We start from the raw sequence: 20,483 nt of genomic DNA, 5'->3' as shown, positions 1-20,483 counted from the left end.
CACTTATATGCCTCGCATTCTGATCGTAGAAGATGAAGACATCATTCGCTCGGCGGTACGAAAGCTGCTGCAGCACGCCGGTTACGAAGTGTCCGACGCCGGCTCGGTAGAAGAGGCTGAGCAAAACTTTGAACCGGAACATTTTGACCTGATCATCTCCGACCTTCGGTTACCGGGCGCCGCTGGCACCGAACTGATTAACCGCGCGCCAAATACCCCGGTGCTGATCATGACCAGTTACGCCAGCCTCCGTTCGGCGGTGGATTCGATGAAGATGGGGGCGGTGGAATATATCGCCAAGCCCTTTGATCACGACGAAATGCTGGCCGCAGTCGAGAACATTCTGGCCCGTCAACCCCCCACTCCGGGCAAGTCCGACAATCAGGGCAGCTCCTCCTCCGCACCGGAGGACGGTGATCCGGCCAACGTCATGTTCGGCCAGTGCGACGCCATGGAGCGGGTGTTCACCCTGATTCGCAAGGTGGCGCCAACCGAGACTACGGTACTGATTCGGGGGGAATCCGGCACCGGTAAGGAACTGGCTGCCCGGGCACTCCACCTTCTCAGCCCCCGGGCCTCCAAGCCCCTGATCTCGGTCAACTGCGCAGCCATTCCCGAGAGCCTGATTGAATCCGAACTATTCGGCCACGAAAAAGGCGCTTTCACCGGTGCCGTATCGGCCCGGACCGGGCTGATCGAGGCTGCCGATGGGGGCAGCCTGTTCCTGGACGAGATCGGTGAACTGCCAGCCGAGGCACAGGCCCGGCTGCTCCGAGTCCTGCAGGAGAGTGAGATCCGCAAGGTGGGCTCGACCCAGAGCCGAAAGGTGAACGTCCGGATGATTGCCGCAACACACCGGAACCTGAAAGCGATGACCCGGACCGGAGAGTTCCGCGAGGACCTGTATTACCGTCTGAACGTCATGCAGATTCGCATACCACCATTGCGCGAGCGCCAGGGAGACACCCTCGGGCTGGCCCGGCGTTTCCTGACGCGCCAGGGCGAGAAGATGGGCAAACCCAACCTCAACTTCAGCCCGGAAGCCATGCGCGTCCTGGAACGCCACCGCTGGCCCGGCAATGTTCGTGAGCTTGAGAACGCTATTGAGCGCGCCACCATTCTTTGCGACGGCGATGTCATCACGCCGGCGCTGCTGGACCTGGACAGCGAAGTCGGCGACGAACACATTCCGGAAACCCTGGTGGAAGGCAACAACGAACAGAGCCGAGCCAGCGATGTCGATTCCTCCAACGATCTGTCGCTGGAGGATTACTTTCAGCACTTTGTGCTGGAAAACCAGGATCGGATGAGTGAAACCGAACTGGCCCAGAAGCTCGGAATCAGCCGGAAATCCCTGTGGGAACGCCGTCAGCGCCTCGGTATTCCCCGGAAAAAATCCTCAGGCAACTGAATTGGCGAAGACCGGGCCGCGCCCGACTTTGGCCTGGCCCGGCAAAAAGTGTGAACCTCTGCTCATTTGTTACCTGCCTGTTCCTGTCGGTAACACTCCATCCAGAATTAACGTGACCTGAGTAACACTTTGGTTGGGTACGGGGTAACACTTACGACCTAAAAATTCGTAACGTGCTGTTAATAAAGCAAATCCAAAAACTGGCACACCGACTGCACTCTATTAAGCGCACAACAACAAAAACAACAATGACAACGCAGCGCTAAAACAAAAACAAAAAGCTGCAGAGAAACGTTCAGCAACAAAAACAAATACAGAACGTGAGCGAACTGAGTGTTTTGGGTACTTTGCTTTTTAGTGGTCCCACGGCACGTGTGAGTTGTAGATGTAGAGAAGAATCGTCGACAGGCGACGCTGCAGCTACCCCTGACTCGCCCGATGTCCCTAGCCGCTCTATGTATTCAAAGCTTTCCGTTTGCGCTGCTGAGATGCCCCGTTGTTCGGGGATATGCAGTGGGGTACAAAAATCAAGAAAAATCCCGGTAACAACAACAACAATGCAGATCGTCAACGCTTTCAGGGCGGATTCGTGAAAACGGATCCGCCTTTTGATTTTCTGGCCTTCCTGTATTTAAACGCCACTTTCCCGGCCAGACGTGGGCAAATCCTGCGCAAACCGTTAAACTCTCGGTTTTTGCTCATCGCAACCACGGATTTCAATGCCTAAACGACTCGTCGACAAACTCCGTTCTTTCATTCCCGGCAGCGGAAACAAGAAGCCTCGCCCCTATCAACGAAGGGAAATTCCGCGCGACCAGCACAATGTCTCCCGCTCGGTAATCAGCGACCCCGCGAAAAAGGTGCTCAACCGGCTGAACAAGTCCGGGTACGAGGCGTACCTCGTTGGCGGTGGTGTGCGCGACATTCTCCTGGGCGGAACACCGAAAGACTTCGATATCGCCACCAATGCCACTCCCGAAGAAGTCCACGATCTGTTCCGCAATTCGCGGCTGATCGGCCGCCGTTTTCGCATAGTGCACGTGGTATTTGGCCGGGAGGTCATTGAGGTGACCACCTTCCGCGGGAACGCCGCCCAGGCTGATGACGACACACCGGATGATGACCGCAGAACCAGTGAACACGGACTGCTGTTGCGGGACAATGTCTATGGCAGCCAGGAAGAAGATGCTCTGCGGCGGGATTTCACAGTCAACGCCCTTTACTATTGCATTCGCGACTTTACCGTCATTGATTTTGCCGACGGCATTGAGGACCTGCGCAATCGCCAACTCCGGCTGATCGGTGACCCCGAAACCCGTTATCGGGAAGACCCGGTCCGCATGCTCCGGGCCATCCGGTTCGCCGCCAAGCTGGACTTCGACATCGAACCGGAAACCGAGGCACCGATCCGGGAGTTGGCCCCCCTGCTGACCCATATTCCTCCGGCGCGGCTGTTTGATGAAGTCCTGAAGCTGTTTTCCGCCGGCCAGGGCGAAGCTACCTACGATCTCCTGATCCGTTACAACCTGCTGGCCCCCCTGTTCCCCGAAACCGTCCGGGCCATCGACAATGGTGAACCGGACGAGCTGATTCGCCAGGCGCTGCAAAACACCGACGCCCGCATTGCCCAGGGCAAGTCCGTCACCCCCTATTTCCTGTTTGCGGCCATGCTCTGGCCAGCCCTGCAGGCTGAATGGACCCGCCGCCAGGATCATGGCGATCCGGTGCAGCCTGCACTGCATGGGGCCATCGGCAAAGTCATTGGGCGCCAGGTTCAGGCCACATCCATACCCAAGCGCTTCTCCGGCCCCATGAAGGAAATCTGGGAGCTGCAGATGCGTCTGCCCCGCCGCCAGGGCAAGCGCGCGTTTGTCACCATGAGCCACCCTCGCTTCCGGGCTGCCTATGACTTCCTGCTGGTGCGGGAAGCGGCCGGTGAAATCGAGCCCGGTCTCGGTCAGTGGTGGACCGATTTCCAGCAAACGGACGAGCGCGGGCAGGAGCGCATGCTTTCCGAACTGGGCAGTGACGCGCCGAAGAAGCGCCGGCGTCGCGGCAAACCACCGGTGAAACGGCCCGCCCAGCAATGATGACTGACGCCTTCATCGGCCTCGGCAGCAACCTCGAAGATCCGGCGGCCCAGTTGGCGCGGGCGGTGACGGCACTGGCGACATTGCCGGAGTCCGTGCTCGTCGCCCAGTCACCCTTCTACGCCAGCCGCCCGGTTGGCCCCCAGGATCAACCGGATTTCGTCAATGGCGTTGTCTGGCTGCGCACCTCACTTACGCCACATGCACTCCTCGATCACCTGCAATCGATTGAACAGCAGCATGGGCGGGAGCGACTTCGCCACTGGGGCCCCAGGACCCTGGACCTCGATCTGCTGATCTTTGGCGACCAGACCCTTGAGGACGAACGGCTAACCGTCCCCCACAAAGAACTGCCGAACCGCGATTTTGTGCTTCAGCCCCTACTGGACCTGAATCCGGACCTGACACTTCCTGACGGCCGGAGCATCAGCGCACTTCGCCAACACTGTACCGACAACCGGCTGCGCAAGCTTCCCCCGATCAACAGGGATCCCCTCGCCCCATCTTGAGAAAGGCCTGGGCGCCAGGACAGACGGGCCTATCCGCGCCAGGGTTCGTGCTACTATTGCCTCAGACATACCCCCGGATTACCCTTAGCACTGAATGCCGGCAGACCCCGGCCCGGTCTTGGCCCATCCACCCACAAGGCAAGGATTTTATGGCTGTTACCATCAATACCCTTCGGGAATACAAGCAGAAAGGCGAAGCCTTTTCTGTCCTCACCTCCTACGATGCCACCTTTGCCCAGCTGGTCAGTGAAGCGGGCGTTGATGTCATTCTGATTGGAGACTCCCTTGGCATGGTTCTGCAGGGGCACGACAGCACCCTGCCCGTCACCATGGACCAGATGGTTTATCACACCAGCTGCGTTGCCAAGGGCAACCGTGGCGCACTGATCATGGCCGACATGCCGTTCATGACCTACGGCACCGTGGACGCCGCACTGGAAAACGCCGCCGAACTGATGCGGGCCGGCGCCCATCTGGTCAAGCTCGAGGGTACCGACTGGATGAAAGACACCATCAGCGCGTTGAGCGAGCGAGGTGTCCCGGTCTGTGCTCATCTGGGCCTGACTCCGCAATTCGTCAACAAGTTCGGTGGCTACAAGGTACAGGGGCGTGATGAGAAGGCGGCGGAAATGATGATTGAGCACGCCTGTGAACTCGAAGCGGCCGGGGCCGATGTCATCCTGCTTGAGTGCGTCCCGGCACCCCTGGCGGCTCGTATCACCCAGGCGGTCAAAGCCCCGGTTATTGGCATTGGCGCCGGTGCCGACACCGACGGACAGGTCCTGGTGCTGCACGACATGCTGGGCGTAACCACCGGACGCAAACCCCGTTTCGTGAAAAACTTTCTGGCCGAGACCAACTCGGTTCAGGAAGCCCTTGCCGCCTACGTTTCCGCAGTACGCGAGCGCACTTTCCCCGCCGAGGAGCACACGTTCAAGGCATGAGAACCGTACATTCCCTAAAAGAACTGCGCACCATTCTCCGCGGCTACCGGCAACAGGGTAAAACCATCGGTCTGGTTCCGACCATGGGCAACCTGCACGAGGGTCACATTTCACTCGTTCGCAAAGCTGCCGAGGCCGCCGACGTGGTCGTCACCAGCATCTTTGTCAATCCGATGCAATTCGGTGCCGGCGAGGATCTGGACAAGTACCCACGCACCCTGGCCGAAGATCAGGAACAGCTCGAAGCGGCTGGCAACACCCTCGTGTTCGCTCCCGGCGTCGATGAAGTCTACCCAGAAGGCCTGGCCCAACAGACCCAGGTCGTCGTGCCCGAGGTCAGCGATGGCCATTGCGGCGCCAGCCGACCGGGGCATTTTGAAGGCGTGGCGACTGTAGTGACAATGCTGTTCAATATGGTCCAGCCAGACCTTGCCGTGTTTGGCGAGAAGGACTTCCAGCAGCTCGCGGTAATCCGAAAAATGGTCAGGGATCTGATGATGCCCGTGGAAGTTGTCGGCGCCCCCACCGTCCGGGAAGACGACGGTCTGGCGAAAAGCTCCCGCAACGGTTACCTCTCGGCGGACGAACGCAAAATAGCTCCGGCAGTTCACCAAACCCTGCAGGACACTGCTCGGGCGCTGTCCGAGGGGCGTTCCGATTTCCAGACTCTTGAGGACGAAGCCCGGGACAAGCTCAGCAAAGCCGGGATGCGCCCCGATTACTTCAATATCGTGAACAGCCGGACCCTCAAACCCGCAACCGCAGAAGACACCGAAATCACTCTTTTGGCAGCGGTATTTCTGGGCACGACTCGCCTGATAGACAATCTTTCCATCACACGGTAATCAAGCAAACCCGACAGAGAAAGGATGTTCTGATGCCCGACACCGCGAGCAAGCTGACCTCCAAACCGGAATGGAAGGCATTGGAGCGTTTACAACAGCAGCTTCTGGCCACGCCCATGACCCGACTGTTTGCGGATGACCCGGGCCGGGCAGAGCGGTACTTCATTGAGGGCGCCGGCCTGTCTCTGGATTTCTCCAAGAACCGGATCACCGACGACGCCTTCAACGGCCTGCTGGCACTGGCGCGGAGCTGCCAGCTGGAAGATCGTCGGGACGCCCTGCTCCGGGGTGACAAGGTCAACACGACGGAAGACCGACCAGCCCTGCACACCGCCCTCCGGAACCCGGGCAACGCGGCCATAATGGTGGATGGCGTCGATGTGGTCGAGGAAGTCCGGAACACTCTGGATCGCATGGAGACCTTTGTGACCAGCGTTCTCGAGCAATCCCGAACCGGATACAGCGGCAACCCCCTGACCGACGTGGTCAGCATTGGAATCGGCGGCTCTTACCTGGGCCCGAAGCTGGTGGGCGAGGCTCTGCAACCTTATTGGCAAGGCAGTATGCGCTGCCATTTCGTGGCCAATATTGACGGCACGGACATCTGCGAAACGCTCAAGCTGGTCAATCCCGAGACCACCCTCTTCCTCATTCAGTCGAAATCCTTCCGCACTCAGGAAACCCTGGAAAACAGCGCCGTGGCACGACAGTGGTTTCTCGATCACTGCGGTGACGAAGCCGCCATTGCCACCCACTTTCTGGCCGTAACGGCCAACGTGGCAGATGCGGAAGCCTTTGGCATCGATGCCGACAACGTATTTCCGATGTGGGACTGGGTGGGCGGAAGGTACTCGTTGTGGTCCGCTATCGGCCTTCCCGTGGCGTTGGTTGTAGGCATGGACAACTTCCGGAAGCTGCTGGCCGGCGCTCACGCCATGGACAGCCATTTCCGGGACGCGCCACTGGCGCAGAACCTCCCGGTAGTAATGGGGCTGCTGAGCGTCTGGTACAACAACTTCTGGGGCGCCGACACCCACGCCATCCTGCCGTATGACCACTACCTGCGCAGCCTGCCGGACCATTTGCAACAGCTGGACATGGAAAGCAACGGCAAAAGCGTGAACGAAGCCGGCGATCCGCTGGGTTATGAAACCGGGCCAGTCATCTGGGGCGGCACCGGTTCAAATGGCCAACATGCCTATCACCAGCTGATTCATCAGGGCACCCGGCTGATACCGGCAGATTTCATTATTCCCCTGAAGACCCACAATCCGGTCGCCACCCACCATGCCGATCTCTTTGCCAACTGCCTCAGTCAGGCCCGTGCCATGATGGCCGGCAAGTCCCTGGAGGTGGCCCGATCTGAATTGAAGGCGGAAGGACTGGCGGACACCGAGATCGAACGGCTGGCCCCCCATAAGGTGATTCCCGGCAACAAGCCCAGCAACATGCTGATCATGGACAAGGTAACGCCGGAAACGGTCGGCGCGCTGATAGCCCTCTACGAGCATCGGACCTTTGTGCAGGGTGTGATCTGGGGCGTGGATTCCTTCGATCAGTGGGGGGTGGAGCTGGGCAAGCAGCTGGGCAAGGGCATTCTCCCGCGCCTGCTGGGTGAGGGCGAACAGACGTCAGACAGTGACAGTTCGACCGACCACCTGATCGACCTGTTTCGGTCAGCGGGCGGCCAGTGAGATCCGGCGGCCCTTCCAGGTGAAATCCACGGGCCAGAGTTTCTGGCCCGTATTGTAGTCGTTCCACAGCTCCCGGTACTTCCGGCCGCAAACCGGATGCTCAACCTCCGGCGCAATATCGGCCAGAGGTCTCAGGACAAAGGCGTTCTTGAGAATCTCCCCGCGAGGAAGCTCCACACCATCGATCTGACCTACCTGATCACCGTAGGTCAGGATGTCCAGATCCAGGGTTCGGGCACTGAACTTGGGCACATCGCGACGGCGCCCATTGTCCGCCTCGAGCTGCTTGAAGCGACGGGACAACTCGCCGACCGACAGGGTTGTGGTTACTCCAACCACCAGATTCAGAAACGGAGACCCGTCAAAGCCTACAGCTTCACTTTCATAGACCGGTGATATATCCAGTTCGCCAAACCAGGCCCCAAGCGCATCCAGCGCCGCGGACACATAGCGTTCCCGGTCGATGTTGCTGCCAATGCTGATGTACACCCGGACCTGACCGGCCATTAACGTGCTCCCCTTTCGATTCGGACACCCACCGCCTGCGCCGCCGGCACGGCCCCGGGCTTTCTGAGTGTCAGTCTGAGCCAGGCGATCCCGAATACCTCCTGCAATTCCGCCGCAAGCCGTTCGGCACCGTGTTCCAGTAACTGGGGCCTGAGCGCCTGCAGGCACGACACCACCCGTTCAGTGACGGCGGAATAATCGAGAGCATCATTTACGTCGTCGGATGCCCCCGGAATCCGGTTGTCCCAGGCCATCTCCAGGTCCACCAGCAATTGCTGGTCAACCTTTCGCTCCCAGTCGTAAACGCCGACGACGGTTTCCACCACCAGACCTTCAATGAGCACACTGTCTGCCAAAGGAACTCCCGGAGTATTCCACTCTTTGCTGATTGAATAACACACAACCAGCGGATACTGTGTTAACGCCGGCCTGCGATTTCAGGGCCGGCATTTTCGCACACAACACCCTGAGACGTCTCCGCCTTAGAGCCGATACCATGAATCTGCCCAGTGACCCGGTTGTAACCGTCCTGCTTTGCGCAGCCGCCTATCTTGCCGGTTCCGTGCTATTTGCCCTGCCGGTATGCCGGCTGTGGAAATTGCCAGACCCCCGGGCTCAGGGCTCCGGCAATCCCGGAGCGACCAACGTCTACCGCACCGGAGGCTGGCCGCCGGCCATAGCGACACTGATCCTGGACGCCGCCAAGGGCTGGTTGCCGGTTTGGCTGGCGCACGCTAGCGGGCTCTCGGTGATGGTACAGGCCATGGTAGCCCTGTTCGCGGTAACCGGGCACATGATCCCCGTGTTCTACCATTTCAAGGGCGGCAAGGGCGTGGCGACAGCACTTGGTGCCGGCCTGGCCCTGGCTCCTGTGACCACCCTGGTGATGGCGGCAATCTGGCTGCTTGTCATGTGGCGCTGGCGCATCTCTGCCCTTGCCTCCCTGATCGCCATCATCAGTGGCCCCATCATCAGCGCCTTTCTCGAACCCAAAACCTTGCCGCTGTTCGGTCTGCTGGCGATCCTGATTGTCGTTCGCCACCGGAACAACCTGATTCGACTGGCCCAGGGCCGGGAGACAGGGCTTTAAGGGCCAACCTCAGTCCACCAACCCTTCAGAGCGGGGCTCGGTGATCGGCGGCAGCGTGTTCATCGGCCAACGGGGCACGGCAACGATTCGTTCGCCATCCCGCTGGCCTGCTTTCAGGCGCTGGGCGCCGGCGTAGGCAATCATGGCACCGTTATCGGTGCAGAACTCCGGCCGGGCATAAAAGACACCTGCCTTCAATTTGGTCGCCATTTTCTCCAGCCCGGCTCGTAACCGCTTGTTGGCACTGACACCACCGGCGATCACCAGGCGCTTGCAGCCGGTCTGTTCCAGTGCACGTCGACATTTTATGGTCAGTGTATCGACGACCGCCGCTTCAAATGCCAGGGCAATATCCGCACGAGTCTGATCGTTAAGATCGCCGGCTTCGCGGGCGGCGTTGACCGTGTTCAGGGTGAAGGTTTTCAGTCCGCTAAAACTGAAATCCAGTCCCGGGCGGTCGGTCATCGGCCGCGGGAACCGGTAGCGGCCGGGTGTACCCTGCTCCGCCAGGGCCGCAACCCGGGGTCCGCCGGGATAATCCAGACCCAGCATTTTAGCGGTCTTGTCGAATGCCTCACCGGCCGCGTCGTCCACCGATTCGCCCAGCATTTGATAGGCACCGATGCCGTCGACGCGCACCAGCTGGGTGTGCCCTCCGGAGACCAGCAAGGCGACAAATGGAAAGGCAGGTGGATTGTCTTCGAGCATTGGTGCCAGCAGATGGCCTTCCATGTGATGAACGCCCAGAACCGGAAGCCCGAGGGCAAACCCCAGGGAGTGGGCGACCGAGCCACCAACCATCAGTGCCCCGATCAGCCCGGGACCGGCGGTGTAGGCTATGCCGTCCATGTCGGCCCTGGTCTTGCCGGCCTCGGACAGCACCTGGTCGCACAGGGGTAGAAGCTTGCGCACGTGATCCCGGGAAGCGAGTTCAGGTACCACGCCACCATAATCCGCGTGCATGTCGATCTGACTGAACAGCGCATGCGCCAACAGTCCCTGCTCGCTGTCATACAGCGCCACACCGGTTTCATCGCAGGAGGTTTCAATACCAAGAATCAGCATAATGTCCAGGCCACGTTGGTTGGCTATAATAAAGAGAGCGGCATTTTAGCAGAAACCCGAAACGCGCTGTCAGTTTGGTCGAACAAACATTGACCTCGCCATAAGGCAAGCGCTATCATTGCCGCCCTAAAATATGCACTGGTCGAGTTTTAGCCAATCTGACCAGGGATCGAACCAGTCTGGCCCGGCCAGATGGACAAAATTGAAACCGAATCTATCAGGTAGGTGATTTCCGAATGCCAGCTGTTAAAGTGAAAGAGAATGAACCGTTTGACGTAGCACTGCGTCGCTTCAAGCGTTCCTGCGAAAAAGCGGGTGTACTTTCCGAAGTACGTCGTCGCGAGCACTATGAGAAGCCGACCGCTGTTCGTAAGCGCAAAGCAGCCGCTGCCGTTAAGCGTCATCTCAAGAAGCTTCAGCGGGAACAGCGCAAGTTTGAGCGTCTGTACTAAGTTTTAACCGACGCCGCTTGACTGCAAAGCACTGATTGCCTGTCCAGCCGCAGGCTGCACAGAGCGACTCACAAAATGCCGCCGAGGCCTGGCTTCGGCGGCATTTTTGGCTATGGCCGAACCCGACAAGTCCTGGTTGATCTGGAGTCTCCATGAGTGGACTGATCCCTCAACGTTTCGTTGAAGACCTGCTTGATCGTCTTGATCTGGCGGAGCTGATCGGTTCACGCATCACTCTCAAGAAAGCCGGCGCCAACTACAAGGCCTGCTGCCCGTTCCATGATGAGAAGACCCCGTCTTTCAATGTAAGACCAGACAAAGGCTTCTATCACTGCTTCGGATGTGGCGCCCATGGCGATGCCATCAGCTTTGTCCGGGAGTTCGAGGGCCTCGGCTTTACCGAGGCGGTCGAGGAACTGGCCAAGCGGGCCGGCCTGGAGGTGCCCTACGACAAGGCGGCCAAACAGGAAATCCAGCAGGCGCGGACACTGACCGATGCCCTGGATTTTGCCAACCGCTTCTATCAGTCGGCACTGGGCGGCCAGCAAGGGGCCTACGCGCGGGATTACCTGAAACAACGGGGCCTTGACGACGCCATCGTGCAGCAGTACCAGATTGGTTATGCCCCGGCGGCTGGCACGGCGCTGTTCGATGCCGCCAGCAAGGACCTGAAGGGCCCGCTGGTTGAGACCGGCACGGTTTCCGACAAGTACGGCCGGCCACGCGACCTGTTCCGCAATCGGGTCATGTTCCCGATCCGGAACAGCCGGGGCAAAACCATCGCGTTTGGCGGACGCACCCTTGGCGACGACAAGGCGAAGTACATCAACTCCCCGGAGTCCGATGTCTTCCACAAGAGCCGGGAGATCTACGGACTCTTTGAAGCCAAGCAGGCACTGAGACAACTGGACAAGCTGCTCGTTGTCGAAGGCTACATGGACGTGATTGCACTCGCCCAGCACGGCATTCATTACGCCGTCGCGACACTGGGCACCGCAACGAACCAGGACAGCCTGACCGCCCTGCTCCGGCAAGTGCGACACATAGTGTTCTGCTTCGACGGTGACGAGGCCGGGTTCAGGGCAGCCGATCGCGCCATGGACAATGCGCTCGAATTGATCGCCGACGGCATGCACCTCCAGTTCCTGATGCTGCCACAGGGCGAAGACCCGGACACACTGGTTCGCAAGGAAGGCCCGGAAGCCTTCCAGAAGCGGATCGACGCGGCAACGCCGCTGTCCCGATACCTGTTTGACCGGCAGAGTGAGGGTCTGGACCTTCAGTTGCCGGAACACCGGGGTGAATTGCGGGCGCGGGTAGAACCGCTGCTGAACAAAATGCCCAAGAGCACCCTGCGGGATGCCATGTGGCATGAAATGCTGCGCCTGTGTGGGGGCCGTAACCAGTGGCAGAACCGGCAGAAAAACCAGGGCGGCCAATGGAAAGGTGAGCGCCGGAACCGCATCGCAGAAGAACGGATCGACGTAAAGCTCAGCAAAGACAGCATCCTGTGTCTGGCATTGCTGGAGGCACCGGATATGGCGACTGAGGTCATCGAACTGTCGAGAAGCTCACGCCAGTTCGATCAGGCCCGCAACTTTGCGGGCTGGATTCTGGAGCAGGACATCGGGGACCGTAAAACCCTGGTGCGCTGCCTGGCCCTGAACAATCAGGCCCGGGATCGCTTCTTTCACCTGTTCGACGGGATTGAGCACATTCCCGCGCGGGAGAGCACATTGGCGGCGGCACGGGAATTACTGAGTCCCAATGAGGAAACATCGCGCCAGCAGCGCCTCGCGGCACTGTTGCGCAATTTTTCGAACCTTACGACCGAGGAACGGAAAGAATTGAGGGCCCTGAGTAGTGGCACTCAGGACTAACAGCACTTGAAACTAGACGCATTGATCACCATCTAACCATTCGGTGGCAGTGCAACTGAGCGACAGCTATAATGGCTGTTTAACTTTTTTTCCTTCTAAAAAGCGAGTTCACAGGGTGTCTATGTCAGGCAATTCGCAGAAATCACGTTTAAAAGACCTCATCGCACGAGGCAAGGAACAAGGTTACCTGACTTACGCCGAGGTAAACGATCACCTCCCGGAAGACATCGCCGACCCGGATCAGGTCGAAGACATCATTCGCATGATCAACGATATGGGTATTCAGGTCACGGAAGAAACGCCGGACGCCGATACCCTGCTGATGACCGAAGGCGATTCCACCGCTGACGAGGCGGCCGCCGCCGAAGCCGCCGCCGCACTCGCCGCCGTAGAAACCGACGCCGGTCGCACCACCGATCCGGTCCGCATGTACATGCGGGAAATGGGCACCGTGGAACTGCTGACCCGTGAAGGCGAGATTGTCATTGCCAAGCGCATCGAGGAAGGCATTCGCGATGTCATGGCTGCGGTTGCACACTTCCCCGGTACCGCCGGCACCGTCATCCAGGCCTACGAGCGCATCATCGAGAACGAAGGCCGAATCAATGACATCGTGACCGGCTTTCTCGACCCGGACGACGCCGAGCCGTTCATGGGCGAAGAAACCCAGACCGAAAGCTCCGACGATGCCGACTCCTCGTCCGACGACGATGATGATTCCAACGACGAAGAAACCGAAAACGGTCCGGATCCGGAAGAGACCCGGCTGCGCTTCGAGCTTCTGAAAGAGAAACTGGATGCCGCCGACAAGGCGCTCGCCAAGCATGGCCGCTCCGACAAGAAAACCCAGGAAGCCCTGAATGAGCTGGGCCAGGTGTTTGCACCGTTCAAGCTCGCCAACAAAGCGTTCGATGAACTGGTTAACGTGGTCCGCTCCACCAACGATCTGGTGCGCGAGAACGAGCGCGCGATCATGCAGATCTGTGTTCGCGACTGCAAAATGCCGCGCAAGGATTTCATCAAGTCGTTTCCGGGCAACGAAGTGAACCTGGACTGGGCCGAGAAGATCGCAAAAAGCAAGAAGCCCTACGCCGCACCGATGGCCGAGCGCATTGACGAAATTGTTCGCCTGCAGAAACGCATCCAGAACGTTCAGACCGAAGTGGATCTGGATGTGGCGGACGTCAAAGAGATCAACCGTCGCGTGTCCATCGGTGAAGCCAAGGCCCGCCGCGCCAAGAAAGAGATGGTCGAGGCGAACCTGCGTCTGGTTATCTCGATCGCCAAGAAGTACACCAACCGTGGCCTGCAGTTCCTCGACCTGATCCAGGAAGGCAACATCGGCCTGATGAAGGCTGTCGACAAGTTCGAATACCGCCGCGGCTACAAGTTCTCGACCTATGCCACCTGGTGGATCCGTCAGGCCATCACCCGCTCCATCGCGGATCAGGCCCGTACCATCCGTATTCCGGTACACATGATTGAGACCATCAACAAGCTCAACCGTATCTCCCGCCAGATGCTGCAGGAGATGGGCCGCGAGCCGACCCCGGAAGAGCTGGGCGAGCGCATGGAAATGCCGGAAGACAAGATTCGCAAGGTCCTGAAGATCGCCAAGGAGCCGATCTCCATGGAAACACCGATCGGCGATGACGAAGACAGCCATCTCGGTGATTTCATCGAAGACATCCAGGCGCTCTCGCCGGTGGATTCCGCCACTGCCGAAGGCCTGCGCGAGTCCACCCGCCTGGTACTGGCCGGCCTGACCGCCCGCGAGTCCAAGGTACTGCGCATGCGCTTCGGCATCGAGATGAACACCGACCATACCCTGGAAGAAGTCGGCAAGCAGTTCGACGTAACCCGGGAGCGGATCCGCCAGATCGAAGCCAAGGCCCTGCGAAAACTGCGCCACCCTTCCCGCTCCGATCACCTGCGCGGGTTCATTGACGATCAGGGCAACCAAGGTTAATTGCCCGAACAGTAGCGGGCGCCACACCTCACCGGTATAATGGCGCCCGCTTTGTTTTCCCTACCAGGAAACATCCTTCAAAACAGCATTTTGCTGCTTGGGCCTATAGCTCAGTTGGTTAGAGCAGGGGACTCATAATCCCTTGGTCGCTGGTTCGAGTCCAGCTGGGCCCACCATTTTTCAGGCGTTACCCAAACCTTCCCTTCTCCGCCAGGACCGCTCCAGGCGAGCTGGTTTCGAGCGGGCATAAAAAAGCCCCGGGAGTACCGGGGCTTTTTTTCTTTTTTGTCTGTCAGTCTCAGGATTTCATGAATCGACGTCTGCATCCAAGAGCAAAGAGACCTACCCCCAACAGGGCAAGAGTGCCTGGCTCCGGCACATCGACGGTTCCACCGATCGGTGCAATATGACTGATCGTGAATCCGTCGCTGGGCAGATTGAACCCGGCGGCGAGCAGTGAGGTGTCAATCACAGCCCAGTCCAGTTCAGGGGTGTTCTCGAAAAGCCCGTACCACCCCGCATTCTTGATGAAGAAATACTCTGTCGGACTCGACAACGCGAACGCAATGACGGTGGAGCTGCCATCAACCGTTGAGTACGGCTGCGTTTCGACCTTGTCGCCCTCTTCATAAGTCGTTGTACCTCCGCCCAGACTCGACAGAAGGTTGTTGATCCAGCAAAGCTCGGTGGTCGGGCTGTTACCGGAACCACAGGTGCCAGTGGGATTGGCATTCAGATCGTCGGTTTGTCCCAACAATGTGTCTGCTCCACCGACATCCTCGGTTCCGATCATGTAGGCCGAGGCCGGAACGACCCAGGCGAGGCTTGCAGCCAGAACCACAGATTTAGTTAATGCCTTCATATCCTTATCTCCCCCAGTAGGGACTATCAAATCCAACCGCTTGATCCTGTTAAAGTTACAGGCCCTCCAAGCGAGTTACCACTGATGCCACCCAGAACTCCAGGCGAGTGATTACACGCGTTCGTCCTATTCATGCACAGTCCGCGCCAAGAATTGATTACCGGATTAAATACAGGACAATGCTGAAGCTTCGGAAAAACGTCACTCGGGGCAGTGTAAAATTCCTCGACAGACGATTCCCTCTGCATTACAGCGCTGCCCGTCTTGCGCAATCTCACATTTCGGCCAAAGAACCACACGACTTCCATACAGAACGAAACGTGAATTCTGCGATTAAGACCTTGTTTTCCCGTTACTTTTAAATGCCACTTGTGCCTACGTGGTTTTGCAGACACCCACCTGTGTCAAACAAGCCAAAGTCCTGATAAGACAAGCCTCATACACTAAACCTGAACAAACGTACCAGTCGTGATCCCGCTCCGGCCAACGACATGCGTATAAAAACAATGAAATGATGGAGTGTATCGATGATTTCCAACTCCCGGTTTTCAGTACGGGCGATGTCCCTCGCCGTTGCAACACTATCTGCCGGCCTCTCGATGCCAACTAACGCCAGTATGGGCAACCTCGGTACTACCTATGGGGTCATGCCGGTGGACGTTGCTACTGCGCAATCGCTTTCCATGTTCAACGACCAGGTATCAGCGACCTACTACAACCCGGCCTACCTCACCCAGGACACACGGGGTGAGCTGACCACAGGCATCCTTCATGCCGATCAGGAACTGCGATCAGCCAATCCGAACGCCGACGGCGATGTGCTCTCCAATTCCCCGAGCCAGCACGTACTGATCGGCATGAAGACCAACCTCGGCTCGTTGACCCGTTTCGACCATCCGATCTACCTGGGCTTCATTGCGGGCGTCGAGAAATATGGCAAAGAAATGCTGGCTTTCAGCTCGCAAACCACGGAAAGCGGACAGTTTCTCCAGTACGGCAAGGAACCCCTGTTCCTTAATATCGGCGGTGCCACGCCCATTTGGCGCGGAATTTCAGCCGGTGCCTCAGTGAGAATCACCCTTGAGGCGGCGGCCAAACTTGATGCAGTCTCGACGCTCGGCGGTGAAACCAGTCGCGAGAGGCTGTCGGTTAACGCCGAGCCCTCGCTCAAGAGCATCCTGGGCACCAACATCGATCTTGGCCGCACTTTCTGTCCCAATTCCGATTGTTTCCTTGATGGCTGGGAAACCGCACTGACCTACCGAACCAAGTCCGCCGCCTCCACCGCCATCGATTCCAACATCATCGTTACCCAGACCATCCCGGACCCTGGCCTGAGCCTCGCGGTGTCGACCATCGATTCGTTCCAGCCCGAGACCCTGGCAATCGGCACTCAATACCGGGGCAAAAACTGGCGCGTGGGTGGTTCGATTGAACAGCAGAACTGGTCGGAACTGGAGGATGAATTCGCCGCCGACACCATCAAGGACCAGCAGTCCGCAGCCCCCGGGGATCGCATCAAAATTGATGACATTGTCATCCCCAGGATCGGCGCGGAGTACGAACTCAACAAGAACTTTGCCGTTCGTGCCGGGGTAGCCTTTGAGGAATCCCCGCTGAAGTCCACCCGCAACCCCGAGATCAACTATCTGGATACCGACAAGATCGTATTGGGTCTTGGCTTGAGTGTCACCTACGACCGTACCCGCCTGCTTGCCTACCCGGTGCGCCTGGACATTGGTTATCAGTACCAGCAACTCCAGGAGCGGGATTTCACACTGGTGGATTACGACGGTAACGAAACCGACGTAACCGCCGAAGGCGATGTTCATGTAATCAGCGGCTCCATCACCCTGAAGTTCTGAGGAGAGGTTCTGCCATGAAATACAACAAGACTCTGGCATTGATTCCAGCCATGCTGCTCGCAGCCTGTGGCGGCGAAGAACAAACCGTGAACAAGCCGGCGATTCCGGGTTCGGTGGTCTATTCCTACCCGGCGGATGGCCAGTCCGGCATCAGCCCCACAGCCAGCATCGTTGTCCGTTTTTCTCATGCCATTTCGGACAAGGAAGCAGACCTGCAACAAAAGATTCTGGTGACGGATGGCAGCACCCCCGTTGCCTTTACTGTCACCAAGGTGGATGGCGGCCGGAGCCTGAAACTGACGCCGACCAGCGAACTGACGACAGGCACCGACTACTCGGTAACCTTCACTGACCCACTGCTCGCCGAAGGCGCCCGGGAAGTCAGTACCCCGAACGCCCAGGGCCCCGACGGCATACAGTTCTCCACCCGGGGCGGTTTCACCGGCATCGCGGACCTGGACAGCCTGAGTGGTGAGTTTGGCGTTGCTGAACTGATTCCCTCCCCCAACGATCAGTTCAAGCCCATGAACTTCTCGACATTCCGGCTCACGCTGACCCAACCGGTGCATCCGGAATGGCGAGCAATGGGCGGCCAGATCACATTGGAGAATGGCGAGGGCGAGACCGTACCGACCACAGTCCTGGTTGATGGCCGCCGCATCACGGTCGATCCATGCACGGTTGGGGCAAAGGAACTTTGCGGCACCAAAGACGATGCGCTGACCGCCGGTGAAACCTATACCCTCCGGATTCAGGGGCTGCCAAGCCAGACCGGGGCCGGCACACTGGACTTCACCCAGGTGTTTGTCCCCCGTGAAACCGGGCCGACCGTCGTCCTGTTCCAGGAAGTGATCGATTCCGGATTACTGGCAGGGGCCGACGAATCCGGGGCCCAGAAGTCCGTACTAAACGGCCAGATCATCAACGGGGTCACCCTGAACTCTGTTTTGCAGGGCGTGGCGGGCCCGTCACAGCAAACCGGCGGTCTGTTCGCGGAACTTGCCTACGCCCCCTCATTCTCGGCGGATGAACCCTTGCCGCTTCGGGTCCCCAAGGGCAGCGTCCTGACCAGCAGCAGCCTGGACGTGAGAATCAATGGCAGCGTGCCCGTTCTGGACGCCGGCACCGGACAGCTACAAACCACTGGCGACATCAACGTCACCATGCTTTCCGATGCGACTGGCTATCTGTCCCCCAACCCCTATACCGATGACCTGAGTGCGCCACGCCATGTGAAGCTGTTTATGGATGTGGCCATGAACACGGAAGAGGCGCAACCGAATGCCTCCCTCTCCCAGGATCTGCTCGGTGTCGAACTCAGCGGTATTGCCCTGGTCAAGGACGGCGTACTGACCATTGACGCTATTGGCGTCGTTGAGCCGGAGCTGTTGGGCCAGGAGTACACCGATTCCACCATCGCCTTTCAGATCGAAGCGGCGACGGACGCCAATTCGGTTCTGGATGCGGAGCAGCTCTGGACCCCGGACACCACCAGCCCGCAACTGGTCAGCTGGATGCCCGGCCCCACCGATGCCATTCCGGCCACGCGCCAGTCCATGCAGCGGCCCGGCGACCCGGTGATTCTGAACTTTGACGAGCCGCTGGATGGCGAAACGTCAAGCGCAGCGTTTACGCTCTTCGAAGAAAACTCGACGGTGCCTTTTAAGACACGTGTGGACGGTACGACGGTCACGATAAACCCAGAGGGAGGACTGAAGCATGGGGTTGATTACAGTCTTCTAATCAGCCCCGAGCTGACCGATCTTGCTGGAAACGGTGCAACCGAACAGACTCTGAGGTTCTCACTACCCGCTATCCGTGACGGCCAGGAAGCCTCGTTCCCCTCACCGATTGCGCTGACGACCTATCCCGGTTTTCCGTGCGTCACCGAAAATCTGGACATCGCAAACGGCGAACATGGAACCTGCATCGATGACGCACCAGGCGACACTGTTCGAGACCAGATCCCTGTTATGACGATGCCCCGGGATCGCCCAATTGTAGTGAAATTCTCGCAATCCATGGATCTGGCCTCGATCAACCCCCAATCCTTTGTGGTCGAAAAAATTGCTGACCCTTCGGCTCCCGGGCCAGTCGGGTCCGAAACAATTCTTTCCGGACGCCTAGAGAAGAACAACCAGCACGTACGCTTTTACCCGGATCAGCCTTGGGAAATTGGCGAAACCTATCGCTATACAATGCGCTCAGAAGTCGACGGCGACTGTTCATCAGGTTCATTTATTTGCTCCGAAGAAAACCGCCCGCTTCAAACTGACTTACTAGTCGCACCAAGTGATTTTGGCGGCCCTGACCTGTCAATCTATTTTACTGGGTCAACGGCATTGGATAGCGTATTTACCCCTTTGCGGAACCTACCAATTCGGGACACCAACTCGAACTACATGGTTGATTGCGATTCACCGCAAAATGAAGGTTGCCTCGAGCCGTTTGACCATGAAACGGACGGTAACGGCGGTTTTTTACCTTCGGCCAATTCCAGCAAGTTGACCATCGTGAATGGGGAAAGCTCTCAAGGTCCAGCCAGGGTTGGTTGCTCACCCGACGGGGCGGACTGCCCAACCGAGAAGTTCATCTACCAAACCTATGGACTGGATACAGAGGTTATCGGCCCTGCTCTTGACGATTCTGGGAACACAATTGGAGTCAGGGTATTGTTATATCCGACTTTGCTCGCTACCTCTTCAGCCAGAGTGATTGTAAGTGCCAACCTTCTGCTGGGAAGCGACATCACTTCTGATACCGGCACACAAATCCTGCGTATGACCTATGGCGAACCAACGGATGATAATCCACTCGGATTGGTCGAGGGGGTCATCGTGGAGGGTGCAAATGGCGGCCCCGTTTTTAAAACCGAGGCAAACCTGACCTTGGACGCGCCAGAACTGAGTGGCGTCGACAGCCACGACGTATACAGCAAGCCCCTCACCCTAAAGCTCGAAGGGCCTATTACCTTCTTCGACGATGGACGCATGCAAATCGAGCAGCGCAACGTAGTGCAGGAAGATATCATCGTCAATGCAACGTCATTCGGCTTCGTTGACGTAAAAATTCCACTGAGAATCCCTGCTTTAGGGACTTATCTCAATTTCATCTCCAACCCTATAAAGGAAATTCCGGCACAGCAATAACCTCAGGCCCGTGCCTTTCAGGCCAGCCTACACAGCTGGCCTTTTTTGTGCCCGAAGTGGCCTGGGGACCTTTTCCCATCCCTGTGCTTTCCTGCTAATCTGGTTGCACAATGAAACTGCCTCGTTCACAACAATAACCTGCCAGGAGAGA

Annotated in this window: 17 protein-coding genes and 1 tRNA gene; 14 read left to right on the top strand and 4 right to left on the bottom strand. The window is 58.3% G+C overall.

The window, feature by feature from the left end:
• Positions 1-7: 7 nt before the first annotated feature.
• The 7 genes from QQF73_RS14765 to pgi all read left to right on the top strand — a co-directional run bounded on the left by QQF73_RS14765 (position 8) and on the right by pgi (position 7,493).
• Positions 8-1,411 (top strand): sigma-54-dependent transcriptional regulator, encoded by a 1,404-nt coding sequence (locus QQF73_RS14765; RefSeq protein ID WP_285368656.1) that lies wholly within the window; start codon positions 8-10, stop codon positions 1,409-1,411.
• Positions 1,412-1,919: 508 nt separating this feature from the next.
• A complete protein-coding gene (locus QQF73_RS14760) occupies positions 1,920-2,138 on the top strand; it encodes a hypothetical protein (RefSeq protein ID WP_219867996.1) in 219 nt (72 codons plus the stop codon).
• Complete coding sequence (pcnB, locus tag QQF73_RS14755; RefSeq protein WP_219867995.1) at positions 2,131-3,501, top strand: polynucleotide adenylyltransferase PcnB; 1,371 nt, start codon at positions 2,131-2,133, stop codon at positions 3,499-3,501. The genes QQF73_RS14760 and pcnB overlap by 8 nt, the downstream gene beginning before the upstream one ends.
• The gene (gene folK / locus QQF73_RS14750; protein ID WP_219867994.1) at positions 3,498-4,010 is read left to right on the top strand and encodes a 2-amino-4-hydroxy-6-hydroxymethyldihydropteridine diphosphokinase; all 513 of its coding nucleotides are present in this window, start codon (positions 3,498-3,500) and stop codon (positions 4,008-4,010) included. The genes pcnB and folK (QQF73_RS14750) overlap by 4 nt, the downstream gene beginning before the upstream one ends.
• A 149-nt stretch (positions 4,011-4,159) precedes the next feature.
• Complete coding sequence (gene panB / locus QQF73_RS14745; protein ID WP_285368654.1) at positions 4,160-4,954, top strand: 3-methyl-2-oxobutanoate hydroxymethyltransferase; 795 nt, start codon at positions 4,160-4,162, stop codon at positions 4,952-4,954.
• Positions 4,951-5,799, top strand: coding sequence for a pantoate--beta-alanine ligase (gene panC, locus QQF73_RS14740; protein ID WP_219867992.1), 849 nt, complete (start codon positions 4,951-4,953; stop codon positions 5,797-5,799). Before panB ends, panC begins: the two co-directional genes overlap by 4 nt.
• 32 nt (positions 5,800-5,831) lie before the next feature.
• Entirely contained in the window at positions 5,832-7,493 is a 1,662-nt protein-coding gene (gene pgi / locus QQF73_RS14735; protein ID WP_285368651.1) for a glucose-6-phosphate isomerase, read from the top strand.
• Here the strand turns inward: pgi and folK (QQF73_RS14730) are convergent.
• Together folK (QQF73_RS14730) and QQF73_RS14725 are read right to left on the bottom strand one after the other, a co-directional pair.
• Positions 7,476-8,000: a 2-amino-4-hydroxy-6-hydroxymethyldihydropteridine diphosphokinase gene (gene folK, locus QQF73_RS14730; RefSeq protein WP_219867990.1), complete on the bottom strand. Its 525-nt coding sequence runs from the start codon at positions 7,998-8,000 to the stop codon at positions 7,476-7,478. The two genes, pgi and folK (QQF73_RS14730), sit on opposite strands and share 18 nt — an antisense overlap.
• Positions 8,000-8,356, bottom strand: a complete 357-nt coding sequence (locus tag QQF73_RS14725; RefSeq protein WP_285368648.1) for a dihydroneopterin aldolase — start codon at positions 8,354-8,356, stop codon at positions 8,000-8,002. The genes folK (QQF73_RS14730) and QQF73_RS14725 overlap by 1 nt, the downstream gene beginning before the upstream one ends.
• A gap of 140 nt (positions 8,357-8,496) precedes the next feature.
• On the opposite strand from QQF73_RS14725, the gene plsY reads away from it, so the two are divergent.
• On the top strand, positions 8,497-9,090 hold the full coding sequence (gene plsY, locus QQF73_RS14720) for a glycerol-3-phosphate 1-O-acyltransferase PlsY (protein WP_219867988.1): 594 nt from the start codon (positions 8,497-8,499) through the stop codon (positions 9,088-9,090).
• A gap of 9 nt (positions 9,091-9,099) precedes the next feature.
• On the opposite strand, the gene tsaD is transcribed toward plsY, so the two are convergent.
• Complete coding sequence (gene tsaD / locus QQF73_RS14715) at positions 9,100-10,155, bottom strand: tRNA (adenosine(37)-N6)-threonylcarbamoyltransferase complex transferase subunit TsaD (RefSeq protein WP_219867987.1); 1,056 nt, start codon at positions 10,153-10,155, stop codon at positions 9,100-9,102.
• 236 nt (positions 10,156-10,391) lie between these two features.
• Here tsaD and rpsU point away from each other — a divergent pair, with 236 nt between their 5' ends.
• The 4 genes from rpsU to QQF73_RS14695 all read left to right on the top strand — a co-directional run bounded on the left by rpsU (position 10,392) and on the right by QQF73_RS14695 (position 14,632).
• A complete protein-coding gene (gene rpsU, locus QQF73_RS14710; RefSeq protein ID WP_007153483.1) occupies positions 10,392-10,607 on the top strand; it encodes a 30S ribosomal protein S21 in 216 nt (71 codons plus the stop codon).
• A gap of 152 nt (positions 10,608-10,759) precedes the next feature.
• Positions 10,760-12,487 carry a DNA primase gene (dnaG, locus tag QQF73_RS14705; RefSeq protein WP_219867986.1) on the top strand — a complete coding sequence of 576 codons (1,728 nt, stop codon included), beginning with the start codon at positions 10,760-10,762 and terminating at the stop codon, positions 12,485-12,487.
• A gap of 121 nt (positions 12,488-12,608) precedes the next feature.
• Positions 12,609-14,456: an RNA polymerase sigma factor RpoD gene (rpoD, locus tag QQF73_RS14700; RefSeq protein WP_219867985.1), complete on the top strand. Its 1,848-nt coding sequence runs from the start codon at positions 12,609-12,611 to the stop codon at positions 14,454-14,456.
• 99 nt (positions 14,457-14,555) lie between these two features.
• A tRNA-Ile gene (locus QQF73_RS14695) sits at positions 14,556-14,632 on the top strand.
• A 122-nt stretch (positions 14,633-14,754) separates the two neighbouring features.
• Here the strand turns inward: QQF73_RS14695 and QQF73_RS14690 are convergent.
• Positions 14,755-15,318: a PEP-CTERM sorting domain-containing protein gene (locus tag QQF73_RS14690; RefSeq protein ID WP_285368644.1), complete on the bottom strand. Its 564-nt coding sequence runs from the start codon at positions 15,316-15,318 to the stop codon at positions 14,755-14,757.
• Positions 15,319-15,845: 527 nt separating this feature from the next.
• On the opposite strand from QQF73_RS14690, the gene aupA reads away from it, so the two are divergent.
• Together aupA and QQF73_RS14680 are read left to right on the top strand one after the other, a co-directional pair.
• Positions 15,846-17,183: an alkane uptake protein AupA gene (aupA, locus tag QQF73_RS14685; RefSeq protein WP_285368642.1), complete on the top strand. Its 1,338-nt coding sequence runs from the start codon at positions 15,846-15,848 to the stop codon at positions 17,181-17,183.
• A gap of 14 nt (positions 17,184-17,197) precedes the next feature.
• Positions 17,198-20,332, top strand: a complete 3,135-nt coding sequence (locus tag QQF73_RS14680) for an Ig-like domain-containing domain (protein ID WP_285368640.1) — start codon at positions 17,198-17,200, stop codon at positions 20,330-20,332.
• Positions 20,333-20,483: the final 151 nt, after the last annotated feature.

The sequence above is a fragment of the Marinobacter albus genome, from assembly GCF_030238305.1.
In the GTDB taxonomy this organism is placed as follows: domain Bacteria; phylum Pseudomonadota; class Gammaproteobacteria; order Pseudomonadales; family Oleiphilaceae; genus Marinobacter; species Marinobacter albus.
The sequence above is the reverse complement of the archived record's forward strand: the minus strand, read 5'-3'. Positions and strand labels throughout refer to the sequence as shown.